11 protein-coding genes and 1 pseudogene are annotated in these 13,068 nt (G+C 49.5%); 6 read left to right on the top strand and 6 right to left on the bottom strand.

All coding sequences use genetic code 11. The features are described from left to right. Positions 1 to 468 precede the first annotated feature (468 nt). The 6 genes from AB4114_RS20750 to AB4114_RS20725 form a co-directional block, all read right to left on the bottom strand. Positions 469 to 1,485 (bottom strand): SDR family oxidoreductase, encoded by a 1,017-nt coding sequence (locus AB4114_RS20750; protein ID WP_441990151.1) that lies wholly within the window; start codon positions 1,483 to 1,485, stop codon positions 469 to 471. A gap of 36 nt (positions 1,486 to 1,521) precedes the next feature. After that, on the bottom strand, positions 1,522 to 2,013 hold the full coding sequence (locus AB4114_RS20745; RefSeq protein WP_441990150.1) for an SRPBCC family protein: 492 nt from the start codon (positions 2,011 to 2,013) through the stop codon (positions 1,522 to 1,524). A 170-nt stretch (positions 2,014 to 2,183) separates the two neighbouring features. After that, on the bottom strand, positions 2,184 to 3,566 hold the full coding sequence (locus AB4114_RS20740; protein ID WP_441990149.1) for a sugar porter family MFS transporter: 1,383 nt from the start codon (positions 3,564 to 3,566) through the stop codon (positions 2,184 to 2,186). Positions 3,567 to 3,811: 245 nt separating this feature from the next. Further along, the gene (locus AB4114_RS20735) at positions 3,812 to 5,179 is read right to left on the bottom strand and encodes a response regulator transcription factor (RefSeq protein ID WP_441990148.1); all 1,368 of its coding nucleotides are present in this window, start codon (positions 5,177 to 5,179) and stop codon (positions 3,812 to 3,814) included. Then, complete coding sequence (locus tag AB4114_RS20730; RefSeq protein WP_441990147.1) at positions 5,154 to 6,614, bottom strand: sensor histidine kinase; 1,461 nt, start codon at positions 6,612 to 6,614, stop codon at positions 5,154 to 5,156. Before AB4114_RS20730 ends, AB4114_RS20735 begins: the two co-directional genes overlap by 26 nt. After that, the gene (locus AB4114_RS20725; RefSeq protein ID WP_441990146.1) at positions 6,611 to 7,603 is read right to left on the bottom strand and encodes a substrate-binding domain-containing protein; all 993 of its coding nucleotides are present in this window, start codon (positions 7,601 to 7,603) and stop codon (positions 6,611 to 6,613) included. The genes AB4114_RS20730 and AB4114_RS20725 overlap by 4 nt, the downstream gene beginning before the upstream one ends. Before the next feature lie 604 nt (positions 7,604 to 8,207). Between AB4114_RS20725 and AB4114_RS20720 the strand changes: the two are divergent. The 6 genes and pseudogenes from AB4114_RS20720 to AB4114_RS20695 form a co-directional block, all read left to right on the top strand. Continuing rightward, positions 8,208 to 8,840 (top strand): annotated as a pseudogene (locus AB4114_RS20720) (ABC transporter ATP-binding protein); the annotation flags it as partial. Between the two features lie 91 nt (positions 8,841 to 8,931). Continuing rightward, positions 8,932 to 9,726: an ABC transporter permease gene (locus AB4114_RS20715; RefSeq protein WP_441990145.1), complete on the top strand. Its 795-nt coding sequence runs from the start codon at positions 8,932 to 8,934 to the stop codon at positions 9,724 to 9,726. Positions 9,727 to 9,797: 71 nt separating this feature from the next. Then, positions 9,798 to 10,496, top strand: coding sequence for a response regulator transcription factor (locus AB4114_RS20710; RefSeq protein ID WP_441990144.1), 699 nt, complete (start codon positions 9,798 to 9,800; stop codon positions 10,494 to 10,496). 1 nt (position 10,497) lies between these two features. Then, entirely contained in the window at positions 10,498 to 11,433 is a 936-nt protein-coding gene (locus AB4114_RS20705; protein ID WP_441990143.1) for a sensor histidine kinase, read from the top strand. A 15-nt stretch (positions 11,434 to 11,448) separates the two neighbouring features. Continuing rightward, entirely contained in the window at positions 11,449 to 12,384 is a 936-nt protein-coding gene (locus tag AB4114_RS20700) for an ABC transporter ATP-binding protein (protein WP_441990142.1), read from the top strand. Next, on the top strand, positions 12,365 to 13,045 hold the full coding sequence (locus AB4114_RS20695; RefSeq protein ID WP_441990141.1) for an ABC transporter permease: 681 nt from the start codon (positions 12,365 to 12,367) through the stop codon (positions 13,043 to 13,045). The genes AB4114_RS20700 and AB4114_RS20695 overlap by 20 nt, the downstream gene beginning before the upstream one ends. The last annotated feature ends 23 nt before the right edge of the window (positions 13,046 to 13,068 follow it).

Genomic DNA, 13,068 nt, shown 5'->3' with positions numbered 1-13,068 from the left:
AGTAGCACAAAACATAAAAAAGATCGCCCGACAGCTTGCGAAGTGCGCAAACAAAAGGGGGATCTTTTTTATTGCATGTAAATATGCGTGGAAAGCAAATTGGAGGGTATTGAAAGTTTCATGAAAGCGCTTTACTCGACAGCCTGAATTTATACAGCTAATTTCAACTCTTATTCGTCTTTCAGTAAAATAACTGGAAATTCTCCATCTAATTTCAAGAATTCGAGAGGAAATTGATGAAAACGGATGATTTAACTACATTTTTTCCATCTAATCGTTGATTTCGGAAGAATTCGCAAGATTTAACTGTATGTTTTCCATTTAGTCGGGTGGGAGCGGTGGGCAGATGCAGCGAACGGTGGGCGGGAAATCACGTGAAGTGTGATTTCCTAGGCGCACATATTGGGTAAGCATCGCTGACCCAAACCCCATAACATATAAAAAGGCACCCTCAGGGTGCCTCTTCTTTTACCCGAGAATCGCTTTCTTCGCCGACTCTAACGCTCCAATTACCTTGTCGCACCATGCATCGAATTCCGGATCTTCCCGCTGCAGCTCAGGATTAGCCAAGATATTCGCGATCGTCCGCTTCATACCTTGATCAAATCGCGTTGTAGCCACGAATTCAGGCACGAGCCGCTTCAACTTCGTGTTGTCGAAAACAACGGAGTTCGCCTTATCGCCAAGCAAGCCTCCACGATAGTCCTGAGCGCTGCAAGCATCCAGGAACTCAGACGCCACATGCACCGCGTGAAGTTTCACGCCGAGCGCATCAGCGATGGCTTCATAGATCTGATTCCACGTCAATGACTCATCCGATGTGATATGGACAGATTCCCCAATTGCATGGAGATTGCCCATGAGACCGATGAAGCCTTTGGCAAAATCGCTGTTGTGCGTCATCGTCCACAAAGACGTTCCGTCACCGTGAATGATCACGGGCTTATTGTCCAGCATGCGCTTGGCTACCTGCCAGCTCCCCTTCGTACCATGTACACCAAGAGGGATGGAGCGCTCATCATACGTATGGCTCGGCCGAATAATTGTGATCGGGAAGCCTTGCTCCCGGTATTGTTTAACTAAATACTCTTCACAGGCGATTTTATTTCTGGAGTATGCCCATAAGGGGTTGGATAATGGCGTTCCTTCCGTGATCCGATAATCGGATAAAGGTGTCTGATACGCGGAAGCCGAGCTGATGAAGATGAATTGCTTTGTTTTGCCTTGGAAAAGTCGGTAATCCCGCTCCAACTGGGACGGCTCGAACGCGATAAAATCCGCGACCACATCGAACGATAAGTCCGCGATCAGCTTCGCCACACGCTCCTCGTCGTTAATGTCCGCCTGCAGGATATGCGCACCTTCTGGCAAGTCCGCATTGCGCGTGCCTCGGTTCAACAAATATAGCTCACAACCTGTGGCTAGCAGTTGTTTCGTAATCGCCGAGCTGATGGTCCCCGTGCCGCCAATAAATAATGCCTTCATGATTTCGCCTCCGTTATCCCCATATCTATGTATGCATTACGCCTGATTCGTCAGAACTGCGTCTGTCAGCTGCTTATATTTCACATACCAGCCATTCCACATATCCTTACGTGCGGCAATCGTTCTACCCTCTAGTAACGCCTCAATCACATCTAAACACACGTGCCACCCAGCCAAATCTCTTGGCGTGTGTTCCGTTATTTGATGTAAGTACTCACTGAACACGAGATGACATCCATCGTCTGACTCTGCATGAAGCTCGAAACGAACACGATCCTTATCCCATGTAAAAGCCAACACCTGGTCTTGGCTAAACCCCAGAATGTCCATAGGAATAACCGTCCCGTCAGGCATATTGAACTTTATCATGCCGCCTTCACGGAGTTCACCTACCTCTAATTCGGGAAACCACTGCGTGAGCTTGTCATTTTCCGTCAACCATGACCAGACTTCCTTCACATCATGCTGCCAATGACGCTCATAACGTGCCACATATCCACCTTGAGCGGGTTGAAGATCAGCTATCATACGATGCCTCCTCTATTTTGTCCGATTAGCAAGTACATCCAATTGTCCTAGCTTCATCTTACCTGTAGATACGGGTTTAAATCAAGAAATAGCGACGAGTGTGGGGGAGGTTCCTTCGCATACATAGCAAAAAAGCCGAGTTTAGGGCCCCGGCCTTTCTGATCATGCTTTTAAGCTTTTTTCGCGGACCAAAGGGACTCGATTTCTTCCAGAGATCTGCCCTTCGTTTCAGGCACAACGCGCATGGTGAAGACGAACGTCACCAAGGAAAGGATGCCAAAGATCCAGAAGGTTATCGCAGGACCAGCAGAGCTAAGCAGTGGAGGGAACGTCTGCGAGACCACATAATCTGCGATCCACAGCGCCATCGAAGCGATAGCTGTTGCTTTGCCGCGAATACGATTCGGGAAAATTTCGGACATGATCACCCATACAACAGGCCCTAAGGACACCGCAAAGGAAGCTACATAAAGTAGGATAAAGACGAGTACAAGATTACCTGATGTGTGACCCGTGTGGAACGCAATACCAATCACCGCCAAGCAGATCGTCATGGAAGCCGAACCGACCAGCAGCAGCACCTTCCGGCCCACTTTATCGATGAGCCATATCGCAAGGATCGTGAAGAGAAAGTTGATTAATCCGACTAGAATTGTCTGCGTCAGCGCAGCATTCGTCCCTGTACCCGTTTGTTTGAAAATCTCAGGCGCGTAGTACATAACGGCATTGATGCCCGTCACTTGCTGGAGAATGGCCAAGCCCACACCGACGATTAACGCAAGCCGCAGCGCTGGGCTGAACAGTTGGCGAATGGAACCATTTTCTTGTTTAAAAGATTCCTTGATCTCCATCACTTCTTTTTTGGCCAGTTCTTCCCCATGAATGCGCAGCAGGATCGGAAGTGACTCGGCAGCTCTTCCTTGCTTGATCAACCATCTTGGGCTTTCGGGTACGAAGAATAGCAGCGCTAAGAACACTAAGCCAGGGAATGCCCCAAAACCAAACATCCAACGCCAACCCGACGCAATATTCCAAGCCTCATCGGAATGATTCGCAATGCTGGTATTGATGAAATAAACGAGGAAAATCCCTGTTACCGTAGCAAATTGGTTCAATGCGACCAGTCGGCCGCGATATTTTGCAGGTGCGATCTCCGCGTTATACAGCGGGCAAAGCGTTGAGGTGATCCCAATGCCGAGTCCGCCAATGATACGCGCAATAATATACCCCGTGAATGTATCCGGGATCGCAGATCCAATGGAGCCAATAATGAATAGCAGCGCCGCTGCAATGAGCACCTTTTTCCGACCGAAACGATCACTCAGGACACCAGATGCTGCTGCACCCACGATGCACCCAATAATTAAGCTGGAAACTGCCCAGCCTACCTCCACTTCACTAAGCGTAAAGCGTTCTTTCATGAAACCGACCGCTCCTGATATAACAGCCGTATCGAAGCCAAACAAAAGCCCGCCGAGCGCAGCAACGATGGAGACAAGCGTGACGAATTTTATGCTAACTTGTTGATTTGAATTGTCTATTTGTGCACTCATAATGATGGTCCTTTCTGACGTCTACCGCACCTTCATGCGAGTCTTTAATCTTACATTTTGTGTGAAGCGAGACTCATTATAGCATGGGTTTTCTGACAGCTGGGGAACCATTCCCTGCACTAATTTGTGATATACCAGCATATAAATAATCCATCTCAGACTGACTACTCTCCCCGGCCTCGGGCTAGCACAATCTTGTCCGGAAATAGCAAAATAGTCCTTGCCCTAGCATGGACTATTTTTCCTTATAGCCCCGTACGGTACTCCGTCGGGGTGACACCTGTCACCTTTTTGAACACGCGGCTGAAATAATTCGGATCCTTATATCCGACCAAATAGCAAACTTCCTTCAGGCTAAGATGACCCTCGCTAATAAGCTCCTTCGCCCTCTCAATGCGCAGCCGTGTCACATAATCGATGAAAGTTTCGCCAGTTTGCTGTTTGAACACTTTGCTAAAATAATGGGGATTCAAGTGGACAAGCTCCGCAACATCCTCGAGTGAAATGTCCTCCTGAAGCTTCTCATGAATGTAAGTCAGCGCGCGATCTAGCACCGTCCATGTCTGCTGTTCACGCTCCTCACGGATTCGCCGAATGGCTAACTCCACGTAGGTGCGCTCTGATGCATTGTCGGCGGTACGCGGTTCGACCAAGCCTCGCTGCCCTTCCGCAGGGAGCCCTTTCAGTTCCTCGAAGGACCGCAAGTTGCCCCACTTTTTATCATACGTCGCTGCAAATACGGCTTCAAAGTAGGACGTCCGGATTCCCTCCAACTCATACCGAATCGAACCGATGCCGATATTCACGTCAATGCCGCGTGCCTGACGCAGATGCTCCGCGAGCTTCGCGCCTAAGGATGCAGCTTCTTCCCGCAGAACCTCAGCAGTCAACGGAGCACGGTCCACGAGAAAGATGGCCATATGCCAATGCACCATCGAGCTGACTACACATCCGACGCGATTCTTGAGATAACCTTTTGTGAAAGTTTTGACGGTTTCGTAGATTTTCTTCTTCGCGGTGCCGACTTCCTTGTCGGATATAGGCCCAAGCTCTGGCAGAGCAAGGACTAGTGCACATCCCTGTTCCGTGGATATCTCCAAAATATCCGCCAAATACCCGGCATCGGTTTCATTCACAGGATCGGACATAATGACTAGCGCCATTTCAGTCTCGGCCAACGGAAGCAGCTGAAAATAGTTATCCCGCATCGCGAGCTCACCCTCCCGCTTCCGCCCTTCTTGCTCAATTTCCGCAACTAAGCGCTGCAGGAGCTCAACAATCTGATCCCGTTTGGCAGGTTTGACTAGATAGTCCTTGACCCCTAAGGAAAGGGCCTCTCTGGCATACTCGAATTGCTCGTAGGCGGTTACTAGCACCATTTTCGTCTGAGGATGTCCCGCTTTGATTTCTCTTAATGCTTCCAACCCCTGAATACCCGGCATTCGGATGTCCATTAGGATGATGTGGGGGCGGTGCTCGTCCGCTTTTTGAATCGCAATGCGGCCATTCTCCGCATGAATGACCTCGAATGTATTCGGCATCATCCGACCCACGATCCATTCGATGCCTTCTCTCTCTAACGCTTCATCATCGGCGATCAGTAAGCGATACATCTCCAACCTCCTTTCCTTCGGCTGGCAGCCGCAAGAGGACCTTCGTCCCTCGGCCTGGATCACTTTGAATGCGGACGAGATCCTTTTGCCCATAAAATAAAGCTAATCGTTTGAACACATTTCGTGTTCCTAGACCTGTGGACTGGCCATTAGCGCGGGAAACCTGAGGTTCCCCGTCCACATCAAGCAGCGCATCGCGGATCTCCGCGCTCATCCCCACCCCATTGTCCGAGATCGCGACTAGCGTTTCACCGCTCCCTTGTGTAATCGTGAGCTGAATGACAGCTCCTTCTTCCATCCCCTCGATGCCGTGTACGAACACGTTTTCGAGTATCGGCTGCAGTGTAAGCATTGGTACGGGAACGTCCAGTCCGCCCTCATCAATCTCCATCACAAACTGAATGCGATTGCGGAACCGAGCTTGCTGAATGGTAAAATATTGTTTGGCATGCTCCACCTCATCCCTAAGCCGCACAGGACGATCTAGCTTTCGCAAATTATAGCGGAGCAGATTCGACATCGTGACCGTCAAATCACTCGTTTGCTCGGCACCCTCCAACAGGGCAAGCTTGGACAGCACATTCAAGGAATTGAAAAGAAAGTGCGGGTTCATTTGATTTTGCAACACCTCGAGCTCCATTTCTTTCAACTGCTTGTCCTTTTCCAATCCTTCCGTTTCCTTCATAATAAGCGCTTTGAGATTATCTTGCATATGTTCAAAAGCTCGCGCTAACACGCCAAATTCATGCTCTGCGGGCAATTGTGGAATAGGCCCCTGTAGATCACCGTTCGACATTCGCTGCGCCACGTGTGCTAGCTGTCTGATTGGGCGCGAGATACCGAGTGAAATGCGATAGGCCAGCACGATACTGATCAAGGTAGTCAGGATGAAAATAACAACCCCCCACTGATTCATCCCCTCCGTTTGGACCAAAACTTGCCGATAGAGCGGCTGATAGTAGCTCAACTCCAAATCAATTAGCTGGTAGCCTTCTTCCTGTATGAATGCCGCCGTCCGCTCTGCTTCTTCATAAAAGGCTATATACGCTAACGTATCTGGGCTGCTGGCTGCTTGAATCACACCGGCTTCTTGTGCCATGAAGGTGTCGACCATATGGGTATAGCTGCGGAACGTGAGGTCGGTCGCCGGAATCGTGATCTGCGAGGCTAATTTCTGCTGCAGGGCCTCCAGCCCCTCCTTCTGACGCAAGAAGGCCAACTTGCTGTCTTCGCTTCGGTCCACGATGTAGCCGTTCATGGCGCGGAGATTGTCCTGCGTTTGCCCGGCAATTTGCTTATATAACAGTACCCGATCAAGCATAACATTATAGCTTTCCTGTACGGATCTGCCACTATGAAAGATGAAATACGCGACCGCGTTATTCAAAATAAACAGCGCAGGCAACACGATAAACAACATGCGACGTATGTTCACGGGGAACTACTCGCAGGCGTTAGCGTCGTCGCATCAAGGATGTAGGTGCCGGTGACATACTGTTGAGGTAATTTGCCACCTAGGAAATGAGAAGCTAGTAACTGTACAGCTACCGAACCGATTTCATGCGGTTGCTGCACAATGGAAGCCTTGATGGCTCCTTCTGTGATCCCCTGCCTTGTCGCTGCGATATCGTCGAAGCCGAACACAAGCATGCCATCTCTATGCGCTGCTTTCACCCCTTCCACGATGCCTGCCGCATCTAAGGCACTAAAGCCCACCATCGTCTGGATGGCGGGATATTGCTTGAGCATCGCTTCCGCCTGTTTCGCTGCCTGAATGCGGGAGATATTCGATGCGCGGATATCTATTATTTCAAATTGAGGCGTACTAGCAATAGCAGCACGGAATCCTTCCAAACGCTGCTGCTGATTCTCCGCCTGCTCACTTCCGATAATGACGCCGATTCGCCCCTTGCCGACTGCGGCTCTCGCTACGAGCTCCCCCATCCGTCTACCCGCTTCTCGATTATCCGTGCCCACATAGGTCAATCTTCGGCTTTCTGGTTCATCCGCATCTAACGTAATCACAGGAATGCCTTGATCGATCGCTTGGCTGATCAACCTATCATACTGCGGCTCTTTGATCCCTTGTATAAGAAGAGCATCCGGCTTAGCTGCTATCGACTTCTCCAGCAGGCTCTTTTGCTCAGCTGGATTGATACGAATTGGACCTAAGTAATCAATCTTCATACCACGGCTTGCAGCGGCTTCGCTCGCGCCCTTCTCCACCGTTCGCCAGAATGGGTTGTCCAGCTCTTGGGCGATGAGCACAATGTGTTTGAACGGCGGCTTCTCGGCCTCGCTATGCGGCTCCATCTGTCCGACAAGCTGGCCAATATGCATCGTGGAGATGAGAAATTGAAGCATCACATAGCAAAAAACAAGAAATAAGCCCAGCAGACCGAGTGTCCAGCCTTTATTTCGCATGGTGGCACCTCCTCATCAGCGCATTCGTCCGCTACCGCTAGGAGGAACGCTTTCTGGTTAGTATGAACCCGGTGGGGCATGCACATGCAGGGTTTGCCACGGGGAGGAACGTTTAGGGACTAACCTGTGAAGACAAGGAGCCTATTTGTGGATTGGGATGCGAAGGTGAAGGTTAGCGCGTGGCCGTGGATTGGGATACGAGAAGAGTAGCTAATTACTGATTAGCTGGAAAACCTCCATCTATTTTCGCCCCTGTAGCCTCGAATGGATGATTAGATGGATTTCATGCAGCTAATTCCTCTATATCCAGCTCAATGGCGTATAAGTGATCGAATTAGCTGTAGGTTTTCCAGTAAATCGCCGAATCGAGCTAAATTCAGCAGAATTAGCTGTATATTTTCCATTAAGTTGCGTTGGGGGGAGCTTTCGAAGAGTCTTCAGTAAGTCCTTAGCGGAATCGACAGCGGACACCAGAGAGTCCCCCCTCCTACTCCCCTCCACATCGAAAGACTTTCGTAAGGTTTAGGAAAGAGTCCTGCATGATGTGTCTAGTAAGATAAGCGTATGAAACTTATTGGAGGTAACGCATATGAACAAGTTGAGCATGCAACCCGTTGTCGAAGTACGTAATCTGACGAAGCGGATTCGACATAAGAACATCGTAGATCAGATCAGTTTTGAGCTTTTTCCTGGTGAGGTATTCGGATTCCTCGGGCCCAATGGCGCTGGCAAAACGACAACCATCCGCATGATAGTCGGCCTCATCGGCATGAGCGACGGCGATGTCGCGATTAACGGCTACAGCATTCGCACCAGCTTCCGGGAGGCGATTCGGCATGTCGGCGCGATTATCGAGAATCCCGAGCTCTACAAGCATCTCACCGGGATGCAAAATCTGAAGCAATTCGCTCGCATGGTCGGCAATCTCCCGCAGAGCCGGATCGACCAGATCGTGCAGCTAGTCGGGCTCACAGCCCGCATTCACGAGAAGGTGAAGACCTACTCGCTCGGCATGCGCCAGCGACTAGGCATCGCCCAAGCCCTGCTCCATAAGCCCGCCGTGCTCATCCTCGATGAGCCGACCAACGGCCTTGATCCCGCAGGCATTCGTGAAATGCGCCAGCTCGTCCGCAAGCTGGCCGCTGAAGAAGGCATCGCGGTCATGGTGTCCTCTCATCTGCTCGCCGAAATGGAGCAAATGTGCGACCGCTTCGGCGTCGTTACCGAAGGGCGTTTACGAACGACCTTCGCACTTGCAGACTTTCAGACGCAGACGAACACACAAACACTCGAAGAGAAATATATCGAGCTCACGGAGGTTGCTAGCTATGCTTAATTTCACCAAACTCGTGCAAAATGAAGGCATTAAGATCTTCACCAAAATCGGAACCTGGATGATGATTGCCTTCATTCCGATACTTGTTATCGCGGTAGCCTTCCTTTGTAAATATGCGAACCAAGAGGAGCTCGCCGTGAACAATGTGTGGGAGTTCTTAGATTTGTGCCTTTCCGCCATTCCAAATCTCATGGATATTGTCACTTTGTTTACGATTATCGTTGCCGCGGGCATCGTAGCGTCCGAATTCTCCGGCGGTACGATCAAACTACTGCTGATCCGTCCCTTCAGCCGTTCCACGATCTTACTTTCCAAGTTCGCGACCGTGCTATTGTTCGGGTTGGGTCTAATGCTATTGCTTTTATTGACCACTTTTCTTACAGGTGGCATCTTTTTCGGATTTGATGGTGCTTCCGAGCTTCATGCTGGTGCTGCGTTCTCCAATGCGGCTTACTCCTGGAAAGCTATTGGCTACAGCGGCATCGAAATGATTGTCATGGTTACTCTTGCCTTTATGTTCTCATCTGTATTTCGTGCAAGTTCCATGGCCATCGGGATATCCTTGTTTTTCTTATTAACCAGCGGGCAATTAGCCTACGTTCTAAAACAATTTGAATGGTCCAAATTTCTGATTTTCGCCAACACGAATTTGCTGAGTTATGTGGACGGCAGGCCGCTTATGGCCAGCATGTCTTTATCTTTTTCATTGATCATGTTGGCCTGCTATCAGCTGTTATTCCTCGCTCTAGCTTGGTATGTATTCGCAAAGCGTGATGTTTCAATTTAAGGTTGCGGCCGTTTCATTATGAGCGGACAAAGCAGTATACTGGAAGCATATGACATAAAGGTGGAAATGACATGCCTAATCACATTTTGCTTGTAGAAGATGACCCGGCAATTGCTGAAATGGTCCTGGGCCATTTAACCAAAGAGAGTCTCACCGTTCGACATGCCCCTGATGGGGAGGCGGCGCTGCGGCTCTTTGCCGAGGAAGCTTTTGATCTGATTTTGCTGGATCTGATGCTGCCTGGGGTCGACGGCATGGAGGTGCTGCGCAGGGTACGAAGCGGAAGTACTGTGCCTGTTCTCATTTTGTCCGCGAAGGATAGTGATGTCGAGAAAGCATTAGGTCTCGGCTTTGGAGCAGATGACTACTTGGCGAAGCCATTCTCCCTTATTGAGTTGTCGGCACGTGTAAAAGCGATTCTTCGGCGAGCTTCCCAATATGCCAGTCCTTCTGCACAGGCTGAGCAAGCCCTCTTGCGCATTCATGAGCTGACGCTTCATCCTGATGAGCATCTCGTGACCAAAAACGACGCGCCCCTTAACCTCACGGCGAAGGAGCTTCTTATTTTAAAACTGTTGATGTCTCATCCCAAACGCGCCTTCTCCAAGGAACAAATCTATCGCTCGGTATGGAATGACGCTTATTATGACGATGTGAATGCGATCCAGGTCCATATTTCCCGCTTACGGGAGAAGATTGAGGACGATCCTGCTCACCCGCGGTACATCAAGACCGTATGGGGGATTGGTTACAAAATGGGGGATTTCTGATATGAATGTTGTGTGGCCCAGCCTGTGTATCCTTCTTGCGCTACTTACTATCGTTCAATGGAAGATCAGATTCGACCAATCCCGTCATCTCCGCTATTTGCATTCGAAGCTAACCGATATTATCAACCGGAGATCCTCTGAGAAGGTTCATCTCCATACCGATTCCACACAGCTTCAACACTTACTCATTGTCATAAACCGACTCCTCGATGCAAATCGCAAAGTGGAAGCCGACTATACGCGTAAGGAAAATGCGATCAAAAAAATGGTCGCCAACATGTCCCATGACTTGAAAACTCCGCTTACGGTGGTCCTTGGGCTGACAGAAACACTCGTGCATGACCACACTGCCAGCGAGGAGGAGCGGAAGCGACTCTCCCTCAAAGTTCACGAAAGAACGCTCGACATCCTCAATCTGACGAATCAGTTTTTCGATCTGGCACGTCTGGAATCAGGCGATCGACCTGTCCCTTTATCCAAAATCGATTTGAGTGAGGCTTGCCGAAACGGCATCCTTTTCTACTACGAATTAATTGAGTCACAAGGTCTTGAAGTCGATGTCGCGATACCTGACGAGCCGATTTATGCGTATGCGAATACGGAGGCACTCGGACGTGTGCTGCAAAATCTACTTTCTAACGCAATTCGATATGGAAACGAAGGCGGTGTGATTGGCATCACGTTGCGACAAGATGAGACTAGCGTCTATATCGATGTGTGGGATCAAGGTAAGGGCATTGACGAGCGAGATCGCCTGAATGTCTTCGAGCGCCTTTACACGCTGGAGGATTCCAGGAACCAGACCTATCAGGGCAGCGGCTTAGGTCTCACGATTACGAAGCGGTTAGTTGAACTCATGGAAGGGAGTATTTCCCTGGACAGTATTCCCCATGTGAAGACCGTATTTACGGTCCGTTTTCCCACAATCCGCTTTTGAAAGGAATCTTATGTGATGAGCTTTATTCTTCAAACGAAGCAATTGACTAAAAGGTACAAAAAGACCGAAGTTGTATCCGGTGTCAACATGCGCGTTCGTCGTGGCGAGATCTATGGTTTTCTCGGCCCGAATGGTGCGGGCAAAACAACGGTCATGCGGATGCTTACGAATCTAATCGAGCCAACCAGCGGGGAAATTGAACTATTCGGGGCTCCGCTAACCCCCCATTCATACGAAACGATGAAACGGATGGGCAGTATGATTGAGTATCCGATCTTCTATGACCATCTGACGGCACGCGCTAATCTGAAGCTGCACTGCGAATATATGGGCTACTATGATAAAAATGCGATACGCGAAACACTGGATCTCGTTGGGCTGTCCGACATTGGCAATAAGCCCGTGAAGGATTTCTCACTTGGTATGAAGCAGCGTCTTGGCATTGGCCGGGCCATCTGCACGAAGCCCGAACTGCTCATCCTCGATGAGCCTGTGAATGCCATGGATCCATCGGGGATTCGTGAAATCCGCGATCTATTTCGCATGTTGAGCAAGGAATTTGGCATGACGCTGCTTATTTCTAGCCATATTTTACAGGAAATTGAGCAATTGGCTGATACGATCGGCGTCATCAACCATGGCAAGCTACTCGAAGAGGTATCCATGGAACAAGTTCGTGGAAGACATCACGAGTATACAGAGATTGTCGTGACGGATGTGCCGCGGGCTGTACTTGTCCTGGAAGATAAGCTGGCTATCGTTAATTATAAAATTATGGATAGCAGCACCATACGCATCTATGATCCCCGCCTTGCACCTGTAGAGCTGAATCGCTTACTTGTGCAGCATGAGATTGGCGTCGAGGCGCTGAACAAAAAGACCCGCTCGCTCGAAGACTATTTCCACGGGGTCATCGAAGGAGGGAACCGTGATGCTATGGAAGCTCATTAAGCTGGAACTGAAGAAAACGAAGTGGCGGGGGCTTATACTTAGCGCCGTGATCACCAATCTGGTGGTAGCGCTCTGGGTCATAGGCAGCGACGTACCGAATAATGAAATCAGAAGCTATGACCGGGCTTTCGAGAGCATCATGAACTATGCCGGGATTACCTTCATCATTTTCGCTTCCGTACTGATGTCCCGAATGGTCATTGATGAGTATCGGAATAAGACGATTACCCTTCTTTTCACCTACCCCGTGCCTCGTAATCAGATCTTCTTGGCCAAATTGATCATTATCGGAGTTTGGACCTTCGCTACGGTGCTATTCAACAATGTTTTCGTGTTGCTCTCGCTCCTATTTTTCAATTCACATAACCATTACATTATCGAAACGCTGACCCATGATCGGCTTATGAAAGAAGCGATTCGCATACTGATCTTCGCTTTTGCATGTGGGAGCGTGTCACTGATTCCGCTCTATTTCGGCATGATTCGGAAGACAATGCCTGCCTTAATCGTGAGTTCATTCCTGCTATCTAACGCTACGATGGTCATTGTCAATAACATCTCTGTCGAGAATGGTTATGGAAAATACGTAATGGCAGCCTTACTGTGCTTCGCGCTCGGGGTTCTTATGGCCTACGCAGGCGTGCGGCGGAGTCAGTTGTAGGTTGGATATTTAAACTTCTAGTG

Origin of the sequence: Paenibacillus sp. 2RAB27, from assembly GCF_052115445.1 — a bacterium.
Lineage (GTDB): Bacteria > Bacillota > Bacilli > Paenibacillales > NBRC-103111 > Paenibacillus_E.
The sequence above is the reverse complement of the archived record's forward strand: the minus strand, read 5'-3'. Positions and strand labels throughout refer to the sequence as shown.